Annotated in this window: 16 protein-coding genes and 1 pseudogene; 10 read left to right on the top strand and 7 right to left on the bottom strand. The window is 71.9% G+C overall.

Annotated elements, in window-relative coordinates; genetic code table 11:
• Positions 1 to 835 (top strand): C40 family peptidase (locus DY240_RS01780; RefSeq protein ID WP_199700597.1); only part of this gene is annotated, 835 nt, incomplete at its 5' end.
• Between the two features lie 22 nt (positions 836 to 857).
• On the opposite strand, the gene DY240_RS01775 is transcribed toward DY240_RS01780, so the two are convergent.
• Entirely contained in the window at positions 858 to 1,352 is a 495-nt protein-coding gene (locus DY240_RS01775) for an inorganic diphosphatase (RefSeq protein ID WP_119658254.1), read from the bottom strand.
• A gap of 116 nt (positions 1,353 to 1,468) precedes the next feature.
• Between DY240_RS01775 and dacB the strand changes: the two genes are divergently transcribed.
• The 6 genes from dacB (at position 1,469) to folE (ending at position 9,361) form a co-directional block, all read left to right on the top strand.
• Entirely contained in the window at positions 1,469 to 2,806 is a 1,338-nt protein-coding gene (gene dacB / locus DY240_RS01770) for a D-alanyl-D-alanine carboxypeptidase/D-alanyl-D-alanine endopeptidase (protein ID WP_199700595.1), read from the top strand.
• A gap of 156 nt (positions 2,807 to 2,962) precedes the next feature.
• The gene (locus DY240_RS01765) at positions 2,963 to 4,075 is read left to right on the top strand and encodes a zinc-dependent metalloprotease (RefSeq protein WP_199700592.1); all 1,113 of its coding nucleotides are present in this window, start codon (positions 2,963 to 2,965) and stop codon (positions 4,073 to 4,075) included.
• 17 nt (positions 4,076 to 4,092) lie between these two features.
• Positions 4,093 to 5,262, top strand: coding sequence for a tRNA lysidine(34) synthetase TilS (gene tilS / locus DY240_RS01760; RefSeq protein ID WP_119658253.1), 1,170 nt, complete (start codon positions 4,093 to 4,095; stop codon positions 5,260 to 5,262).
• A 707-nt stretch (positions 5,263 to 5,969) separates the two neighbouring features.
• Positions 5,970 to 6,521: a hypoxanthine phosphoribosyltransferase gene (hpt, locus tag DY240_RS01755; RefSeq protein WP_119658252.1), complete on the top strand. Its 552-nt coding sequence runs from the start codon at positions 5,970 to 5,972 to the stop codon at positions 6,519 to 6,521.
• A gap of 213 nt (positions 6,522 to 6,734) precedes the next feature.
• Positions 6,735 to 8,756: an ATP-dependent zinc metalloprotease FtsH gene (gene ftsH / locus DY240_RS01750; protein ID WP_119658251.1), complete on the top strand. Its 2,022-nt coding sequence runs from the start codon at positions 6,735 to 6,737 to the stop codon at positions 8,754 to 8,756.
• A complete protein-coding gene (folE, locus tag DY240_RS01745; protein ID WP_119658258.1) occupies positions 8,753 to 9,361 on the top strand; it encodes a GTP cyclohydrolase I FolE in 609 nt (202 codons plus the stop codon). Before ftsH ends, folE begins: the two co-directional genes overlap by 4 nt.
• A 161-nt stretch (positions 9,362 to 9,522) precedes the next feature.
• Here folE and DY240_RS01740 read toward each other — a convergent pair.
• The 4 genes and pseudogenes from DY240_RS01740 to DY240_RS01725 all read right to left on the bottom strand — a co-directional run bounded on the left by DY240_RS01740 (position 9,523) and on the right by DY240_RS01725 (position 11,951).
• A pseudogene (locus tag DY240_RS01740) lies at positions 9,523 to 10,304 on the bottom strand (LLM class F420-dependent oxidoreductase).
• 79 nt (positions 10,305 to 10,383) lie between these two features.
• Positions 10,384 to 11,076, bottom strand: a complete 693-nt coding sequence (locus DY240_RS01735) for a hypothetical protein (protein WP_119658250.1) — start codon at positions 11,074 to 11,076, stop codon at positions 10,384 to 10,386.
• Positions 11,073 to 11,228: a ribbon-helix-helix domain-containing protein gene (locus DY240_RS01730; protein ID WP_116949353.1), complete on the bottom strand. Its 156-nt coding sequence runs from the start codon at positions 11,226 to 11,228 to the stop codon at positions 11,073 to 11,075. The genes DY240_RS01735 and DY240_RS01730 overlap by 4 nt, the downstream gene beginning before the upstream one ends.
• 18 nt (positions 11,229 to 11,246) lie before the next feature.
• Positions 11,247 to 11,951 (bottom strand): GAP family protein, encoded by a 705-nt coding sequence (locus tag DY240_RS01725; protein WP_119658249.1) that lies wholly within the window; start codon positions 11,949 to 11,951, stop codon positions 11,247 to 11,249.
• A gap of 159 nt (positions 11,952 to 12,110) precedes the next feature.
• Between DY240_RS01725 and DY240_RS01720 the strand changes: the two genes are divergently transcribed.
• The gene (locus DY240_RS01720) at positions 12,111 to 12,752 is read left to right on the top strand and encodes a TetR/AcrR family transcriptional regulator (protein WP_119658248.1); all 642 of its coding nucleotides are present in this window, start codon (positions 12,111 to 12,113) and stop codon (positions 12,750 to 12,752) included.
• Positions 12,753 to 12,825: 73 nt separating this feature from the next.
• Here DY240_RS01720 and DY240_RS32675 read toward each other — a convergent pair whose 3' ends face one another.
• The gene (locus tag DY240_RS32675; RefSeq protein ID WP_199700588.1) at positions 12,826 to 12,969 is read right to left on the bottom strand and encodes a GPGG-motif small membrane protein; all 144 of its coding nucleotides are present in this window, start codon (positions 12,967 to 12,969) and stop codon (positions 12,826 to 12,828) included.
• A gap of 134 nt (positions 12,970 to 13,103) precedes the next feature.
• Here DY240_RS32675 and purB point away from each other — a divergent pair, with 134 nt between their 5' ends.
• Positions 13,104 to 14,537: an adenylosuccinate lyase gene (gene purB / locus DY240_RS01715; RefSeq protein WP_119658257.1), complete on the top strand. Its 1,434-nt coding sequence runs from the start codon at positions 13,104 to 13,106 to the stop codon at positions 14,535 to 14,537.
• Positions 14,538 to 14,779: 242 nt separating this feature from the next.
• Positions 14,780 to 14,947, top strand: coding sequence for a hypothetical protein (locus DY240_RS31570; RefSeq protein WP_158602698.1), 168 nt, complete (start codon positions 14,780 to 14,782; stop codon positions 14,945 to 14,947).
• Positions 14,948 to 15,071: 124 nt separating this feature from the next.
• Here DY240_RS31570 and DY240_RS01710 read toward each other — a convergent pair whose 3' ends face one another.
• Positions 15,072 to 19,400 carry a carboxypeptidase regulatory-like domain-containing protein gene (locus tag DY240_RS01710; RefSeq protein WP_199700586.1) on the bottom strand — a complete coding sequence of 1,443 codons (4,329 nt, stop codon included), beginning with the start codon at positions 19,398 to 19,400 and terminating at the stop codon, positions 15,072 to 15,074.
• Positions 19,401 to 19,769: the final 369 nt, after the last annotated feature.

The raw sequence follows: 19,769 nt of genomic DNA, 5'->3' as shown, positions 1-19,769 counted from the left end.
GGCCGAGCGGTCCGCCGCCGCCGAACAGGCCGACGCGGCCAGGGCGGCGGCCGAGGCCGCGGTCGCGGGTCAGGAGCGCGCGGTCGCCGCGGTCGAGGAGCAGCGCACCGCCGCGATCGCCCAGCTGGCCGCGGCCCGGGGCACCACCGTCGCGCTCGAGCGGCAGCGCCAGGAGGCCCTGGCCGCCGAGCAGGAGCAGGCCGAACAGGACCAGGCGGAGCACGACCCGACCGAGCCGCCCGCGCCGACGAGCGAGCCGTCCCTCGGACCGCCGGACGACCCCACCGTCCCGGTCGAGCCGAGCGCGCCGCCGCAGCCGACGACGGAGCCGAGCGCGCCGCCGCAGCCCAGCACGCCCCCGCAGCCGACGGCCGAGCCGACGACGCCGCCCGAACCGCCGCAGCCCACCGTCGAGCCGTCGCCGGAGCCGACGGACGAGCCGGAGGAGCCCGAGCAGCCCGATCCGCCGGCCAGCGGCGCGCAGGCCGCCGTCGACTACGCGTTCGCCCAGCTCGGCAAGCCGTACGAGTGGGGCGCGGACGGCCCGGACAGCTTCGACTGCTCCGGCCTCACCATGCGGGCGTGGGAGGCCGGCGGCGTCGACCTGCCGCACTGGAGCGTGGCGCAGGCGCAGCGGGTCGACCGCGTCTCGTACTCCGACCTGCGCCCGGGCGACCTGATCTTCTGGTCCGACAACGGACAGGCCTCCGGCGTGTACCACGTGGGCCTGTACATCGGCGGCGGCCAGATGATCCACGCGCCGCGGCCGGGCAAGGACGTCGAGGTCCAGGACGTCTTCTACTGGGTCGACCCGTCCTTCTACGGCCGCGTCTGACGCGCGGCGCCGGCCCGTGGGGTCAGTGGGCGCCGCCGGACTCGATCAGGCGCCGCCGGGAGGCCTCGATCTCCTCCTCCGCCGCCGCGCGGTCGACCCACGTGGCGCCCTCGACCGACTTGCCCGGCTCGAGGTCCTTGTAGACCTCGAAGAAGTGCTGGATCTCGAGGCGGTCGAACTCCGGCACGTCGCCGATGTCCTGGAAGGTGACCTTGCGCGGGTCGGCGGCCGGCACGCAGAGCACCTTGTCGTCGCCGCCGGCCTCGTCCTTCATCCGGAACATGCCGATGGCGCGGCAGCGGATGAGGCAGCCGGGGAAGGTTGGCTCCTCGATCAGCACCAGGGCGTCGAGCGGGTCGCCGTCGAGGCCCAGGGTGTCGTCGATGAACCCGTAGTCGTGGGGGTAGCGGGTCGACGTGAAGAGCCGGCGGTCGAGTCTGATGCGGCCGGTCTCGTGGTCCATTTCGTACTTGTTCCGGCTGCCCGCCGGAATCTCGATGGTGACGTCGAACTCCACCTGTAGGTCCCTACCTCGAAGCGTCCCGATGTGCTGGTCGGGTCCAGTCTCCCGTACGGTGATGTCGGCCGTGTCAACAGGTGAGGGGGCGGACGATGTGGAGGCGCGCCGGGATCGTGGCCGGCTGTGTCGTCGTGCTCGCCGCCGGCGCCGGAGTCGTGCTCGAGCGCACGACCGGCCTGCCCTGGGTCGACACCGCGCCGGCCGCCGAGACGGCGTTGTTCCGTCCGGAGCCGGCGCCCGCACCTGACTGGTCGCCCGCGACCGGCGTGCTGGCGGCTCCGGCCGACGCGGGCGCGGCGGGTGAGCCGGAGGTCGGCGCCGTGCTCGCGCCCACCCTCGGCGCCGCGGGGCTGGGCGGCCGGGTCGGCGTCAGCGTCGTGAACCTCGCCACGGGCGACACGTCCTACGAGGCCGCCGCCACCGATCCGCACACACCGGCCAGCACGCTGAAGATCCTCACCGGCGCCGCCGCCCTCCACGCGCTCGGCCCGGACCACACGTTCACCACCCGGGTGGTCGGCGGGCCCGATCCGTCCGCCATCACGCTCGTGGGCGGCGGCGACCCGACGCTCACGGCGGACGCCGACGGCGCCGGCACCCGGCTGGCCGACCTCGCCGCGGCGACGGCGCAGGCACTCACCGACGCCGGGGTCACGACGGTGACGCTGTCCTACGACGCCTCGCTGTTCAGCGGGCCGGCGGTGGACCCTGACTGGAGCCCCGGCTACGTCCCCAGCGTCGTCTCGCCGACCACGGCGCTCGCCGCCGACATCCAGGACCGGCCCGCCGACCCGCCGCTCGACGCGGCCGACGAGTTCGCCGAACTGCTGAGCGCGCAGGGCATCGCCGTCGACGGCGAACCGGCCGAGGCCGTCGCGCCGGCCGGCGGCGCCGAGCTGGCCGCCGTCGCGTCCGCGCCGCTCTCGACCATCGTCGAGGACATCCTCACCACCAGCGACAACGACGGCGCCGAGGTGCTCGCCCGGCACGTGGCCCTCGCGTCCGGCGCGGCCGGCACATCCGCCGATGCCGGTCCGGCGGTCGTGGGGGCGCTCACCGACCTGGGACTCGACGCGTCCGGCGCGAGGCTGCTCGACGGCAGCGGACTGGCCCGCGGCAGCGCGGTCCCGGCGTCGCTGATCACGCAGACGCTGGCCCTGGCCGCGGGGCCGGACCATCCGGAGCTGCGCGCCGTCGTCACCGGCCTTCCGGTCGCCGCCTTCACCGGCACGCTCGCCGACCGGTTCGGCGACCAGTCCGCCGCGGCCGGGCTGGTCCGGGCCAAGACCGGCACGCTCACCGGCGTCAGCGCGCTGGCCGGCGTGGTCGTCGCCGCCGACGGCGTCGGCTACGCGTTCGCGGTGCTCGCCGACGACGTCGGCAACACGCTGGAGGCGCGGGCGGCGCTCGACGACGTCGCGGCGGCGCTGGCCGGCTGCGGCTGTGCCTAGGAGGGCCGGGCAAGACCGGCGATGAGAGGGAGCCGAAGGCCTCCTCGATGTCGTCGGTGCGAGGTGCGGGAACGGGTGGGCCGTACCGGAGCTTGCCCGGCCCGACGACTCCGTGTGCCTGAGGCGGCCCGGCGATCGGTGACGTAGCGTGGTCGTATGACGACCGCTGACGCCACCCCCGACATGGTCGACTGGGACCTCGCGGTCGCGACGGCACAACGACTGGCCGGTCCCGGACCGGCCGTCACCGACACCGAGGCCCGCGACGCCGTCGCCGAACTGCGCCGGCTCGCCGCCGAGGCCGAGGCCCACGTCAAGGGCTTCACCAACCTCGATGCCTCGCTCGGATACGCACCGCTGGTCGTGGTCGACCGCGGCAACTGGGCCCGCGCCAACGCCCAGAGCATGCGCACCATCATCGCGCCGCTGCAGCGCAAGCTGCAGAAGGGCCGCGGGAACTCCCCGTTCCAGCGGGTCGGGCCCAAGGTCACCGGGCTGCAGACCGGTGCGCTGCTGGCGTTCCTGGCCAGCAAGGTGCTCGGCCAGTTCGACCCGTTCTGGTCCGGCCGGCTGGGCGGACCCGACGACGGCGCGCAGGGACGGCTGCTGCTGGTCGCGCCGAACATCGTCCACGTCGAGCGCGAGCTGGGCGTCGACCCCCACGACTTCCGCCTGTGGGTCACGCTGCACGAGGAGACCCACCGGGTGCAGTTCACCGCGGTCCCGTGGCTGCGCGACCACCTGGCCGGCGAGATCGAGGCGTTCGTCGAGGCCACCGACGTCGACCCCGGCGCGTTCCTGACCCGCGCCCGCGACGCCGTCCGCGCCCTTGGCGAGAGCGCCCGGTCCGGCGATGGCACCGGGTCGATCCTCGACCTCGTCCAGACGCCGGCGCAGAAGGCCGTCATCGACCGCGTGACGGCGTTCATGTCGCTGCTGGAGGGGCACGCCGACGTCGTCATGGACGGGGTGGGCCCCGAGGTCATCCCGTCCGTCGAGACCATCCGGCGCCGGTTCCAGCGGCGCCGCTACTCGTCGGTCGGGCTCGACCGCACGGTCCGCCGGCTGCTCGGCCTCGACGCCAAGATGCGCCAGTACCGCGACGGCGCCGCCTTCGTGAACGCCGTGGTCGACCGCGTCGGCATGGCCGGCTTCAACCGCATCTGGGAGTCGCCGGCCACGCTGCCGACCAAGGACGAGATCGCCGACCCCGTCGCCTGGGTGCGCCGGGTGCACGGCACGCCGGCGCTCGGCCGCGACGGCGCCTGACGCCTGCCGCCCGTCCCATGGGGCACCCGCATCTCGACGTCAGGCGGGCCGTCCGCGCGGCGCTCGCGGATCTGGAGGACGGCGCCACGGTGCTGGTCGCCTGCTCCGGCGGCGCCGACTCGCTGTCCCTGGCCGCGGCGACGGCGTGGGTGGCCGACCGGTCCCGCGGCGGCCTGCGGGCCGGTGCCGTCTGCGTCGATCACGGCCTGCAGGCGGGTTCGGCCGCTCGGGCCCGGTCGACGGCGGCGGCGCTGTGCGGGCTCGGGCTCGACCCCGTCGTGACGGTGCACGTCGACGCCTCGCGTGGGCCGGACGGTCCGGAGGGCAACGCGCGGTCGGCCCGGTACGCGGCCCTGACCGCGGCGGCGACGCGGGCCGGCGCCGCGGCGGTACTGCTCGGGCACACCCTCGACGACCAGGCCGAGACGGTCCTGCTGGGGCTGGCGCGCGGGTCGGGCCCACGGTCGCTGTCAGGGATGGCCGAGCGGTCGGGCCTGCTGCGGCGGCCGCTGCTCGGCCTGCGCCGCGACGTGGTGCGGGCCGCGCTGCCGGCCGGGCTGACGCCGTGGGACGACCCGCACAACGAGGACGCCGCGTACGCGCGCGCCCGGGTCCGGCACCGGGTGCTGCCGGTGCTGGAGGCCGAGCTCGGGCCCGGAGTGGCCGAAGCGCTGGCCCGCACCGCCGGCCTGGCCCGCGCCGACGCCGACGCCCTGGACGCCGCTGCGGCCGATGCGCTCGCGCGGCTCGACCCGGCCGGCGATCGACGGCACCGTGGGCAGACCCCGCCCGGTCCGGGTGGGACCCAACCCTACGGGTGGGCACCGACAGCACCCGGCGCCGACGCGGACTCCGGCGACGCGGCTGAGCGGGCTCGCGCCGAGACCGGCGACGCGGCTGAGCGGGCTCGCGCCGAGACCGGCGACGCGGCTGAGCGGGCTCGCGCCGAGACCGCCACCGGGCTCGACGTCCTCGAGTTGGCGGCGCTGTCGCGGGCGATCCGCTGGCGGGTGCTGCGGCAGGCCGCGATCGCCTCCGGCAGCCCGCCCACCGACCTCACCGCGGCCCACATCGCCGCCGTCGACGCCCTCGTCACCGCGTGGCGCGGACAGGCCGGCATCGACCTCCCCGGCGGCCTGCGCGCCACCCGCCGCGACGGCGTACTCCGGTTCACCACGCCGCGCTGACCGGGGGTTGTGGCGTCGGCTTTGCGCTGGCGTGGGCCGTCCCCCTGCTGCGTGGGCCGTCCCCCTGCTGCCCGATTGTCTTGGCCGCGGACGCGCGCCTCAAGTCCGCGCGCGTTGTGGTGGGGCTTCGCTGTGGTCGGGGCGCTTGGACTTGACCCGCGCGCCCGCGGCTAAGAACGGGCAGCTATCAGGGGGACGGGGGAGTGTGGCGACGAGACCGGGGCGTCGGCCCTGTTTCTGTGTGGCGTTGCTGTCGTTGAGCGTCCACCTGGTGAGATTTCACCGTGATTCGGGAGCCATCACGAGGATTACCCCAGCGTCAACACCCCTACAGCCATGGTGAAGCTCACGCAATCCTCGTGATGTATGCGATCGCCGAGGATCATCGCTGGCCACAGCCCCGACAAAGCACGCGAAACGGGCGCGGCAACGCCGAGGCGTGCCCACATCCTCCCCGTCCCCCTGATAGCTGCCCGTTCTTCGCCGCGGACGGGTGAGTCAAGCGGTCATCGTCGCGCGAAGCGCCCCATAGTCCGCTTGACGCGCCCGTTCGCGGCAAGAGAATGGGCAGCAGGGGGACGGGGAGCCCAGAATGGGCAGCAGGGGGACGGCCAGCGTCAGGAACCCGACGAACCGCCCCACAAGGGCGTCTGACCGTCGTCGCGGTCGCCGCACCTCGCTCGCCGGCGGTGTGAAAGGCTGCGCATGTGGATCCAGAACACGTCGACGGAGACCTCGAGAAGATCCTGCTGACCGAGGAGGAGATCCAGGGCAAGCTGGCCGAGCTGGCCGCGCAGATCGAGCGCGACTACGAGGGCAAGGACCTCCTGCTCGTCGGTGTGCTCAAGGGCGCGATCATGGTCATGGCCGACCTCAGCCGGCACCTGTCGCGGCATGTCGAGCAGGACTGGATGGCCATCTCGTCCTACGGTTCGGGCACCCGGTCCAGCGGCGTCGTGCGCATCGTCAAGGACCTCGACACCGACATCACCGACCGGCACGTGCTCGTCGTCGAGGACATCATCGACACCGGGCTGACGCTGTCGTGGCTGGTGTCGAACCTGCGCTCGCGCGGGCCGGCGTCGGTCGAGGTGTGCACGCTGCTGCGCAAGCCCGAGGCCGCGAAGACCTCCGTGGAGGTCAGGTACGTCGGCTACGACATCCCCAATGCGTTCGTCGTGGGGTACGGACTGGACTACGCCGAGCGGTACCGCAACCTGCGCGTCGTCGGAACCCTGGCGCCGCACGTGTACAGCTGACCCGTCCGGTGTGACCGAGTTGGCGAGCGGCCTGGGAACACTGCGGCTCACCTGCGACGTTCGTACCATGTAACAGACCTGCCGGAATGGTCGAGCAGGCCCCCGCAAGGTATCGTCGGACGATCCGACACCTTCGGTGGACATGCCGGGCGTTCGCGGCGTGTGCTGAAGCCAGCCGATCACAGGAGGTACGAGGCCGTCAGGTCTCGCATCATGAACGCCAAGCGATTCACGCGACCACTCATCTGGTTGCTCGTCTTCGTGCTCGCCGCCGTCGTGCTGAGCAGTGTGCTCGACCGCGCCGGGGGTGCGGAGGAGGTCGACACCGCTCGCATCGTCTCCGAGATCGAGGCGGGCAACGTCAAGTCGGCGAAGATCACCGGCGGCGAGACGCAGGAGATCGAGCTCACCCTGGCCGACGGCGACGACACGAAGATCGTCGCCCAGTACGTCGAGGGCCAGGGCCTGCAGCTGCAGGAGTCGCTCCAGGACCTCCACGACGCCGACGGCAGCTCCCTCGAGACCTACAACATCGAGGTGCCGCAGCCGAGCATCCTGTGGGGCATCCTCGGCACACTGCTGCCGTTCCTCATCCTGGGCGCGCTGATCTTCTTCTTCATGACGCAGATGCAGGGCGGCGGCGGCCGGGTCATGCAGTTCGGGCGCTCGCGCGCCAAGCTCGCCAGCAAGGACGCGCCGAAGACGACGTTCGCCGACGTCGCCGGCGCGAACGAGGCCGTCGAGGAGCTGCACGAGATCAAGGAGTTCCTCCAGGAGCCGGGCAAGTTCCAGGCCGTCGGCGCCAAGATCCCCAAGGGCGTGCTGCTGTACGGCCCGCCCGGCACCGGTAAGACGCTGCTGGCGCGTGCGGTCGCCGGCGAGGCGGGCGTGCCGTTCTACTCCATCTCCGGTTCGGACTTCGTCGAGATGTTCGTCGGTGTCGGCGCCTCCCGGGTCCGCGACCTGTTCAAGGAGGCCAAGGAGAACGCGCCGGCCATCGTCTTCGTCGACGAGATCGACGCGGTCGGCCGGCACCGCGGCGCCGGCATGGGCGGCGGCCACGACGAGCGCGAGCAGACGCTGAACCAGCTGCTGGTCGAGATGGACGGCTTCGACATCAAGACCAACATCATCCTGATCGCGGCCACCAACCGGCCCGACATCCTCGACCCCGCGCTGCTGCGCCCGGGCCGCTTCGACCGGCAGATCGCCGTCGAGCCGCCCGACCTCGAGGGCCGCGAGAAGATCCTGGGCGTCCACGCCCGCGGCAAGCCGTTGACCGAGGACGCCGACCTGCGGGCGGTGGCGCGCCGCACGCCAGGCTTCACCGGCGCCGACCTCGCCAACGTGCTCAACGAGGCCGCCCTGCTCACGGCGCGCAAGAACGAGAAGATGATCACGCCGCAGGCGCTCGACGAGGCCATCGACCGCGTCGTCGCGGGCCCGCAGAAGAGCTCGCGCCTGATGAAGGACGAGGAGAAGCGCATCACCGCCTACCACGAGGGCGGGCACGCCCTGGTGGCCGCGGCGCTGCACCACACCGACCCGGTGCACAAGGTGACCATCCTCCCGCGCGGCGGCGCCCTCGGCTACACCATGGTGCTGCCCGACGAGGACAAGTACTCCACCACGCGCAACGAGATGCTCGACCAGCTCGCCTACATGATGGGCGGCCGGGCGGCCGAGGAGCTCGTCTTCCACGACCCCACCACGGGCGCGGCCAACGACATCGACAAGGCCACCACGCTGGCCCGGCGCATGGTCACCCAGTACGGCATGACCGAGCGGCTCGGCGCCATCAAGTTCGGCTCCGACCGCTCCGAGCCGTTCCTCGGCCGCGAGCTCGGGCACGAGCGCGACTACTCCGAGAACGTCGCCGGCGTGGTCGACGAAGAGGTGCGCAAGCTCATCGAGACCGCGCACCAGGAGGCCTTCGACATCCTCGTCGAGAACCGCGAGGTGCTCGACCACCTGGTCATCGCGCTGCTCGAACGCGAGACGCTGAACAAGGAAGAGGTCGCCGAGGTCTTCGCGCCCATCCGCAAGCGCGGACGCCGTCCGGCGTGGACCGGCTCGGCCACCCGCAAGCCGTCCGAGCGTGGTCCGGTCGCGTTCCCGATCAAGGTGTCGACCAACGGCCACCACGCCGAGGAGCAGGCAGCTATCACCGTCGCGCCCGACCCGACGCCGGTCCTCCCGCCGGTGCCGAAGCCCGAAGGCCCGGCCGAGGGCTGAGGGACGTGAACGCGGAACCGGTGCTGCCGGAGCCACCCGGGCAGTTCGACTATGCCCGGGCGGAGGCCGCTGTCCGTGAGCTGCTCGTCGCGATCGGCGAAGACCCCGACCGTGACGGCCTGCTCGACACCCCATCCCGGGTCGCCCGGGCGTACGCCGAGATGTTCCGCGGCCTGCACCAAGATCCAGCCGACGTCCTCACCACGACGTTCGAGCTCGGCCACGACGAGATGGTGCTGGTCAAGGACATCGAGCTGGCGTCGATGTGCGAGCACCACCTCGTCCCGTTCTACGGCTACGCCCACGTCGGCTACATCCCCGGACCGTCGGGGCGCATCGCCGGGCTGTCCAAGCTGGCCCGGCTGGTCGACGTCTACGCCAAGCGGCCGCAGGTGCAGGAGCGGCTCACGTCGCAGGTGGCGAACTCGCTGGTCGAGCTGCTCAAGCCGGCCGGCGTCATCGTCGTCGTCGAGGCCGAGCACCTGTGCATGACCATGCGGGGCGTCCGCAAGCCGGGCGCGAAGACGCTCACCAGCGCCGTGCGCGGCCAGCTCCGCGACGCCACCACGCGCGCCGAGGCGATGAGCCTGATCATCGGGCGTTGACCGTCGGCGGCGCCTGTCCTTCGCAGATGGGCCGCCGGTGGGTGGGGGACGCCGGCCCCGCCCGCCTCGCTCGTTCCTCGCTCGGACGCCCGCAGCCTACCCCTGCCGGCATCCTCCTCCCACCCGCTCGCCTGGGTGCCGCGGCTTGCGCTTCGTCGCCCTCAGACTGCGGCGTTGTGGCGGTCGCGCCAGGCGACCCAGTCGGCCAGTGAGCCGAGGTCGTACAGTGGGCCCGACGCGCTGAGCGTGAACAGGGTGATGCCCAGCTCGACCAGTTCCTCGGCCGCCGCGCCGGGCCGGCCGCGGACCGCCGTCGAGCGCTCGATCTCGTTCGGGTCGCGTCCGACGGTCGCGCACCAGGAGTCCAGCACCTCGCTCTTGTGCCGCAGCACGGTGGCGTCGCCGAAGGCGTGCCAGATGTGCCGTGTTCGGCGACGTGGCGCAGCGTCTTCTTCTCGCCGCCACCGCCGATGAGGATCGGGATGTCGCGGGTCGGGGCCGGGTTCAGCTTCGACCAGCGGCTCTTGATCCGCGGCAGCGCCTCGCCGAGGTCGTCCAGCCGGCTGCCGGCGGTGCCGAACTCGTAGCCGTACTCGTCGTAGTCGCGCTGGAACCAGCCGCCGCCGATGCCGAGGATGAGCCGGCCGTCGCTGATGTGGTCGACGGTGCGGGCCATGTCGGCCAGCAGCTCGGGGTTGCGGTAGCCGACGCTGCTCACCAGCGCACCGATCTCGACCCGCGACGTCTGCTCGGCCCAGGCGCCGAGCATGGTCCAGCACTCGAAGTGCTTGCCGTCGGGCTCGCCGCGCAGCGGGAAGAAGTGGTCCCAGTTGAAGACGATGTCGACGCCGGCGTCCTCGGCCTCGGCCGCGGCGCGGCGGATCGCCCGGTAGTCGGCGTGCTGCGGCTGGATCTGGACACCGATGCGGATCGGTCGGGACATGCGTGCCTCGTTCGTGTCGGGGGGACTGACCACTGGCGACAACCCCGCCGCGCCGTCCCGGCATTCCGGCGGCGCCGGCCTACGCGCCGGCGCGTCGGTATCCGTGCAGGTCGGTCTGGACCTGGTTGACGAAGATCTGGCCGCCGTCGGGATCGGGCACCCGGACGGTGAGCCCGTAGTTCTCGTCGACGACGGACGCCGTCAGGCCGCGGGTGGTCAGCCGGGCCGCCAGCGCGCGGACGTCGCCGTCGTACTCGAAGGAGAGCTGGACGCTGGGGCGGCCGGCTCCGTGCGCCGCCACGAACCCGCCGCCGGGTGCGACGAAGTCGACCCAGTCGCCGGTGTGCGACGCGATGCGCACCGCCAGCCCCAACCGGTCCAGCACGCCGGCCGCGCCCGCGACGTCCGGTGAGTACCAGAGCGGCAGCGTCGACAGCGCCGGATCGACGCCGGGAGGCGTCGCGACCGGCGGATGCTCGTCGACGTGCACCCGCAGGCCGTCGGGACCGGTGATCTCCAGCCGCCCGCCTGCGGTCACCGTCGCCAGCCCGTTGCGCTCGCACTCGGCGGCGACGGCGAGCAGGTCGGGCGCCTCGAAGCCCAGCTCGGCGCCGGACTCGCCCGCATGGACGACGGCGACGCGGCCCTGTCCCAGCGCGAGGTCGACGCGATCGCCGTCGCGGCCGACGACGACGCCGCCCAACGCCTCGACTACCCGGACCCACGCGTCGGCGTGCGGGGTGCGCCGGATGGGGCGGACGGTGAGCGTCATCGGGGATCCTCCTGCTCGGCGGTGGCGAGGTACTGCCGGAGCACCTTCTCGACGAACGCCGACAGGCTCAGCTCCTCGTCGATGCTGCGGTGCTTGGTCGCGCGGACGACGTCCGGGGGCAGGTAGACGTTGAACTGCACCTTGTCGGCCATGGCTAGGATGCTAGTGGATCAGCCGAACAGCCCGAACTCGGTGTGCAAGACGGCGATCGCGTCGCGGGCGAGCAGGAAGCCGGCGATGCCCATGATCCAGGCCAACGTTTCGGCCGAGTTGGCCTGCAGCCAGTCGCGGAACCGCTCGAACCGCGCCCGCACCCGCTCGCCGGCGACCCGCCAGACCAGGAACAGCAGCACGCCCGGCGCCACCATGACGAGGTTGTAGCCGGCCAGCAATGGCGCCCACTGCGCCGGGCTCAGCTCGGCCGACGTCATCAGGCCGATCGCGGCCAGGTACGGCAGCGCCGTCGCGGCCTCGAGCAGGCCGGTCGTGAGGCCGAGCCCCACCATCGCCGGGACCGTCTGGACGCGTGCGGCCCGCCGCTCGCCGCGTCCGGGGGATCCGTCGTCGTTCTTCTTCTTCGTCGGGACGAACCACGCGCCGACGAAGAGGGCGGCGCCGAGGCCGGCCTGGATCAGGTACGCGGTCCGGCTGTTCGCCGCGTCGCCGAGTGAGTCGACGACGGCGCCGAGCCCGGCCATCAGCGCGGTGCCGAGGCAGAAGTAGAACAGTGCGACCGTCGCCAGGTAGCTGAACAACAGCCGCGCCGTCCGCGCGCCCGCGCTGAGCAGCAGGTAGATCGAGATGCCGATGGTGGCCGGGCTCATGGTGTCGAGCAGGGCCAGGCCGTAGACCGGCAGGATGACGTCGAGGCCCATGTCAGCCCCGCAGGGTGCCACGGTGGGCGGCGGTCACGAGGGCGACCACCACGACGACTCGCTGGGGCTCGGGGCGGTTCATGGCTCGTCCTTCCAGGTGGGCACGTTTCCAACACGACTGTGCGAAATAAATTAGCACACCCGTGATAGAAAGGCCTCATGCCGAAGGTGGTCGATCACGAACAGCGCCGGCGCGAGATCGTCGACGCGGTGCTGCGGGTGGTGGTCCGCGACGGCGCCGCGGGAGCGTCGGTGCGGACGGTGGCGGCCGAGGCCGGCTGGTCGACGGGCGCCTTGCGGCACTACTTCGCCTCGCAACGCGAGCTGCGCGAGTTCGCCGCCCGGACGGTCACGGAGCGGGTCGGAGGGCGCATCCGCGCCTACATCGCCGACCACGAGCTCGTCGTGCCCCTGCCGGAACTGGCGGCGGGCATCCTCGAGCACCTGATCCCGCTGGACGAGGAGCGGCGTGAGGAGTACCAGCTCTGGCTGGCCATCACGGAGTGGTCGCGGCAGGACGACCTGGCCGCGTCGGCGCGCATGTGGACCGAGCAGCGCGACATGTACCTGCAGATCGTGTACCGGCTCTCGGGCTACCCGAACGAGCCGTTGCCGGCCGAGGGCCTCGATCCGCGCGTGGCGGCCTGGGCGGAGTACCTGCACGTCTTCGTCGACGGACTGGCCGCGCAGGCGATGTTCGTCCCCGACGACATGCCGCCGGACCGGGTCCGCGCGGTGCTCCGGGCGTTCCTCGCCGAGATTCCCCCACTCGCAGACGTGCCGCCGCCCGCGGACCGGTGAGGGCCCGTGGGCGACGGCGTCGGCTGAGCGGTGGCACCCGGGTGCCGCCGCCCTTGGTCGGGTGAGGCCTGCGTCAGGTGAAGACGCTCACGCCGCCAGGCCCGACCAGCAGGCCGACGACGATGAGCACGATGCCCCACAACATCTGGCCACGCACCAGCGAGACAATGCCCGCGATGACGAGGATGACGGCCAGGATCCAGAGCAGGAACTCCATCGTGTCTCCTTTCCCTCGCTTCCGGCCACCGACGGCATCGGCGGTCGAGCTCGGTGATCAGTTGGTGCCCCGAATGCCTGGTTCCCAAACGGGTGGTGCCGACCTGGCCTGCGTCGTGCGGGAGAATGGACGTCGTGCCCGACAAGCCCGCGATCCCCGACGTCCTCGCCGCCCGCTACGCCTCGCCGGAACTGACCCGGCTCTGGTCGCAGCAGAACAAGATCGTCCTGGAGCGGCGGCTCTGGCTGGCCGTGCTTCAGGCGCAGCGCGACCTCGGCGTCGACGTCCCTGACGGCGTCGTCGAGGCGTACCAGGCGGTTCTCGAGAACGTCGATCTCGACTCCATCGCCGCCCGCGAGCGGGTGACCCGTCACGACGTCAAGGCGCGCATCGAAGAGTTCAACGCGCTGGCCGGCCACGAGCACGTCCACAAGGGCATGACCAGCCGCGACCTCACCGAGAACGTCGAGCAGCTGCAGATCCGGCTGTCGCTGGAGCACGTGCGCGACCGCATGGTCGCCGTCCTCGTCCGGCTGGCCGCGCGCGCCGCCGAGCACGCCGAGACCGTCATGGCCGGGCGCAGCCACAACGTCCCGGCGCAGGCGACGACGCTGGGCAAGCGGTTCGCGTCGGCGGCCGACGAGGTGCTGGTGGCCTTCGAACGAGTCTCGGAGCTGCTCGCCCGGTATCCGCTGCGGGGCATCAAGGGGCCGGTCGGGACGGCGCAGGACATGCTCGACCTGCTGGGCGGCGACGCGGAGCGGCTGGCGGAGCTGGAGCGGCGGGTCGCCGGACACCTGGGATTCGAGCGGGTGCTCACCAGCGTCGGCCAGGTCTACCCGCGCTCGCTCGACCACGACGTCGTCTCCGCGCTGGTCCAGGTGGCCGCCGGTCCGTCGTCGCTGGCCACGACGATCCGGCTGATGGCGGGGCAGGAGCTGGTCACCGAGGGGTTCAAGGCCGGACAGGTCGGGTCCAGCGCCATGCCGCACAAGATGAACACCCGGTCCTGCGAGCGCGTCAACGGCCTGGCCGTCGTGCTGCGCGGCTATGCGTCGATGGCCGCGGAACTGGCAGGGGCGCAGTGGAACGAGGGCGACGTGTTCTGCTCGGTCGTCCGCCGGGTCGCGCTGCCCGACGCGTTCTTCGCGCTCGACGGCCTGTTCGAGACGTTCCTCACCGTGCTCGACGAGTTCGGCGCCTACCCCGCGGTCATCGCCCGCGAGCTCGACCGCTACCTGCCCTTCCTCGCGACGACGTCGGTGCTCATGGCCGCGGTCAAGGCCGGCGTCGGCCGCGAGACGGCGCACGAGGCCATCAAGGAGCACGCCGTCGCGGTCGCGCTGTCAATGCGCGAGCAGGGCGCGTCTGAGAACGACCTGTTCGAGCGGCTGGCCGGGGACGAGCGGCTGGGGCTGGACCGCGCCCACCTGGACTCGCTGGTCCGGTCGCCGCTGGAGTTCACCGGCGCGGCCCGCGCCCAGGTGGGCGCCGTCGTCGCCCGGGTCGAGGAGGTCGCCGCCGCTCACCCGGTCGCCGCCGCCTACACCCCGTCGCCGATCCTGTAGCAGCAGAAACCCCGGCGCGGAGTCAAGGCAACGAAGCCACGCGCCGGGGTCCGGCCGGGATCAACGGTGTTACCAGCACCTCCACCGGCAGGAACAGTCTACGGCCATTGACGATGGCTTGACCAGATGTCATTCTGAAGGGCTAACTACATCGGGAATCCGCCCGGCGTAGTCCAGAGATGGGCTACCGGGCGGGCTGTTACCAGCGGCTCACCGGTGGCTCTCGAAAGAGAGGATGCACGGTGAGTCAAGGCAACAGGGAAGAGCGCACGATGCTGACCAGGCTTCGACAGCTGCGCCGGCACACCGAGATCATCGGCCAGATCCTGAGGGATCTCTGGCCACTGATCGCGGGAGCGTTCTCCGTCCTGGGTGTCGCCCTGCACCAGTTCGTCGCGCTGCTGAGGTAGCGGGGCGGACCGCAGGGAGCGAACGGGGCTGGTGAGAACCGGCCCCGTCGTGCGTCGCGGGGCCGGACATGCCGCCGGGGGCGGCACCGCCAAGCGGCACCGCCCCCGGAACAGCGACAACCTCCTACAGGTCGGGCCGGTCGGTCACGCGCAGGGCGTTGACGATCGGCAGCTGGTAGCCGAAGCGGTCGTGGAACTGGATGGTCAGCGGCCCGCCCTGGTGCTCGACCACGAACGTGTGCTGGTCTGCCCAGAGGCCGCGGACCTCGGCGGCCACGTCGTGGTTGACGAGGACGTAGGAGCCGTTGACGCTGACGTCGAACACCCGGCGCCCGGGCAGCATGTTCGCCTGGAACTCCGCGAACCCGAGCTCCACCTCGTACGTTCCGGCCGGCACGTTGTCGAACCGGTAGCTGAAGATGCCCGACCGCCGGTCCTGGAACAGCCGGTCGTCCTCGGTGCCGCCGATCGCCCGGTTGGTCGAGGAGACCTCGACGCGCTGGCCGACCCAGCCCCACGACCCGGAGGTGTACTTCTTGTCCGCCTGCCAGACGTCCTGGTCGCCGTCGGTGTACGCGGCCCCGCCGGCGTTGACGCCGACCTGGTACGCGGGCACCAGCAGCGACACCGGGATCTGGTGCGTCGGCACGCGCCCGGCGTTGGTGACGATCGACAGCGTCGCCTCGTAGAGGCCCGGCTCGAGCCCGGTGCTGTCGGCGGTGACGGTCACCGTCACGGACTCACCCGGCGCGAGCGTCCCCGACGACGGGTCCTCGGAGAGCCACGACACGTCACTGGCGTTCGGGACGCCGGTGTCGATGAGGTACGCCGTGTTCGTGAGCTGGCTGGACGCCCACAGCTCACCGCTGTCGCTCATCTCCAGGCCGGCGCCCGGACCCTCGCCCTGCTCGGGGAACTCGATGGTCGAGATCGTGGCGCAGGTCGACGGGTCGATCTGGTAGATGAACGTGGTCAGCGAGCTGTTGACCATCCACAGCACGTCCGCCGTCGGGTTGTAGGCCAGGCCCGCGATCGACGAGTCCTCCGTCGAGCACTGGGCGAGGGTGGCGCCCGGGTCGTCGTGGGACTGACCCGCGACGGTGTAGATGACGCCCTCGTTCCAGCCGCCGATGTAGAAGACGTCGTCGACGGGGTTGTAGGCGAGGCCGCGCTGCGAGATGCCGGTCCACGGCGAGCCCGAGATCACGTACTGCTCGGACCCGTCGGCGGTGTCGAAGCAGTGGATCGCGTTGTCGCCGCCGACGTTGACCTGGCACATCGCCCCGGTGCTGGCGTCCAGCGCCATGTCACCGTTCCAGACGCCGCCCCAGTTGCCCGGGAACACCTCGCCCGGCTCGCCCTCGGTGGAGAACTGGTGGTTGGTGATCGAGTCCGGGTCGGACACCCAGACGTCGCCGTCGTAGCCGACGCCCCAGGCGACCGAGACGCCCTCGGTCTCCCACTGCGTGACGACGTCGCCCGGTGCGGCCGGCGCCATGTCGCGCGACGCCAGCTCGGCCAGCTGCTCCTCGGAGTACGTGCTGAGCGCCGTGCGAGCGTCCGCGTCGACGTCGGAGCTGCCCATGAGCGCCGGCGTGAGCGCCGTCTGCCGGCCGGAGCCCCGGTTGACCTCGGTGGCCTCCCAGGTCAGGTCCGCCGAGCCGGTGTTGGTGATGGTCACCTCGCCGGAGCGGGTCTGGCCCTCGGTGATCGTCCAGGACAGCTCGTCGGACTCGACGACGGCGATGCCGGTCGGCAGCGCGAAGTCGATCGTGTTGACCTCGCCGTCCTGGTTGATGACGACGTCGTCGCTGCCGGTCACGTAGCCGCTGCTGCTCGCCTCGATCGCGTACGCGCCGAAGAACAGCTGCATGCGGTAGGCGCCGTTCTCGTCCGTGCTCACCTGACGGACGACGGTGCCGTCGGCGGCGACGGCGGCCACGGTGGCGCCCTCGACGGGCAGGCCGTCGTTGGCGTCGGTGACCGTGCCGGTGACGAACCCGTTCGGCGGCAGCGCGAAGGTGATCGCCGTGCCATCGGACAGCGCGGCCTGGTTGAACGAGTACTGCAGGGCGTCGGTGCCGGTGGCGTTCTCGATGCCGACGGTGGCGCCGTTGCCGAGCTCCTGAGCCTGCGCCGGGTCGAGGTTCCGGTAGGCGAAGGTGACCGAGCCGTCCTCGTACAGCGTCACGCTGAAGTCCACCCGCAGGTCGTCGACGTTGAAGAACGCGACGTTGCGGTACTCGATGACGAAGCCGCCGTCGACGATGCCGGTGTAGACGCCGCCGTCGGCGTTGATCTCCAGGTCGTCCCAGAACGGGGCGATCGTGGCGTTGGGCGCGCCCGCGTTCGGCAGCGCCGTGTTGGAGTAGTTGGTGATCGGGGCGAGGAGGTTCACGTGCCCGTTGGAGGACAGGTACGCGGTGTCGTAGCTCTCGCCGTAGAACGGGAAGGCGAACGGCAGCTCGACCGTGGCCGTCGACTCGTCGCCGGTCAGCGCCACCTGGGTGGTGCCCTCGACGTACTCCGACGGGCCGGTGGTGCAGAAGTAGCCGTAGCCGTCGGTCCGCTTCGGCAGGGCGAAGTCCAGCGCCGACGGCCCGCCGACCGTCAGCGCCTGCGTGAGCGGCTCGGTGCAGCGTCCGCCGTCGGCGGTCAGCTCGTACGAGCCGGCCGGGACCGCGGCGAACGTGTACGTCCCGTCGGCGCCGGTCGTCGCGGCCTCGACCGGGGCGCCCTCGATGGTGACGGTGGCGCCGGCCACGGGGTCGCCGGACAGCGCGTCGGTGACGGTGCCGGTGACGGGGTGGCTGTCGGCGAGCTCGAGGGCGACGTCCAGTGTCGTCGTCCCGTCGGCCGCGACGGTGGCGGTGGCGGTCGCCGTCTCGTAGCCGAACGCGGACACCGTCACGTCGTAGTCGCCCGCGGTGAGGACGAGCGAGTAGGTGCCGTCGCCGGCGGTGGTGGTCTCCCGCTCGATCGGGCCGGCGACGGTGACGGTGGCGCCGTCGACCGGGCTGCCTGCCGCGGTGACGGTGCCCGCCAGCGTGCCGGTCTCGCCGGTCGGTGCGGCCTCGAGCAGCGCCAGCGCGTCGAGCCGGCCCTCGCCCCAGACGTTGTTGTCGTCCGCCGTGCCGCCGCAGGTGAGGTCCTCGACGTCGATGGCGGTGTCGTCGAGCAGCTCACGAGTGCCCTCGATGTCACCGACCAGCGTCGGAGCCGCCGACCACAGCAGCGCGATGGCGCCCGCCGTGTGCGGCGTGGCCATCGACGTGCCCGACAGCGACCCGTATCCGCCGTTGTCGATCGACGAGCGGACGTTCACGCCGGGCGCTGCGATGCTCGGCTTGATCTCGCCGTCCTGGCCCGGACCGCGGCCGGAGAAGTCGGCGATGGCGTTGTTGACGTCGTACGCTCCTACGGAGTAGTTGATCGTCCGGCTCCCCGGCGAGCCGCTGCTCTCGCAGGAGTCGCCGCTGTTGCCGTTGGCCCAGACGCCGAAGATGCCGGCGTTGGCCCACTCGATGAGGATGTCCTCCATGAACGGGTCGTTCGACGGGAAGATCGACCCCCACGAGTTGTTGACGATGTGCGGGCGCATCGACACGTCCGGGTTCTCGCCGTTGAGGTCGGTCGGCGCGAGCATCCACTCGCCGGACTCGATGAGGTCGGCGTCGGAGCAGGTGTTGCAGCCGTTCGCGGCGATCCACGTCGCGCCGGGCGCCACGCCGATCTGGTTGCCGTTGCCGTCGTCGCCCACCATCGTGCCCATCGTGTGGGTGCCGTGCGAGTTGCTCGCCCCCTCGAACGGGACGTCGCTGGTGCCGGTGGCGTCGAACCAGTTGTAGTCGTGGTCGAACCCGGTTCCGGTGTTGCCGCGATACTGCTCGATCAGCGCCGGGTGGTCGTAGTCGACGCCGCTGTCGATGTTGGCGACGACGATGCCCTCGCCCCGGACGCCGAACTGCGACCAGACGTCGTCGGCGTTGATGTTCGCGATGCCCCACTCCACCGCGGCCGTGCCCATGCCGCCGGACGGCTTCGCGTCGACCGGTTCGGGCAGCTCGTACGTCCGCGGCGCCCTGATCTGCTCGACGCCGTCGAGGGCGGCGAGCTGCTCGGCCAGGGCGCGGCTGCCGTCGTGGACCAGGATCGCGTTGGTGATCCAGTGGGCCTCGAAGCCGACGCCCTGCTCGTCGAGGAGCTTGCGGACGGCGGCCTGCGACTGGTCGGCGGTCGCCTTGAGTTGGTCGACCACGAACTGACCACGTTCGGTCCAGTCCTCGATGGCTGTCGCGGACGTCGTCCGTGCCGACGAGCTGAACCGGACCCAGAAGTCGGCGCTGTCCTTGACGGCGTCGGGGTCGAACACGCCCGGCTCGATCGTGGACGCCGGCTGCGCCGGCCGGCCGAACCCGGCCTGCGCCGGCGTGGCGGCCAGGACGGCCGACACCAAGGCGAAGACCGAGAGTACGGCGGCGAGATATCGCCGCGGTCCCCTTCTCCTCGTGGGAATTGCTGCCGCCTCGCGACCTCGCGGTCGGCCTCGGCCTGGGTGGGCTGGTAGCTGCACAGTGGACCTCCTGTGTGGGCGCGACGCGGCGGAGGCAGGTGACGCGGACGCCGTGTCACACTTGTCCGAAATGCGGTAGCGCCATCCTGGCTACGTCCGGCTACCGCTACAAGGTCGGTTCACGGGCAAGACCGAGGCCGTTGGCGGGCGATGTCAGGCGGATTGACTCCCGGATGCCCCGGATTTAACCGGAAATATTCCGTGAGACATACCAAACCGTCGCGAAACCTGTCATGCTGCCAAGCAATC

The sequence above is a fragment of the Jiangella rhizosphaerae genome (assembly GCF_003579925.1).
Taxonomy (GTDB): Bacteria; Actinomycetota; Actinomycetes; order Jiangellales; family Jiangellaceae; genus Jiangella; species Jiangella rhizosphaerae.
The sequence above is the reverse complement of the archived record's forward strand: the minus strand, read 5'-3'. Positions and strand labels throughout refer to the sequence as shown.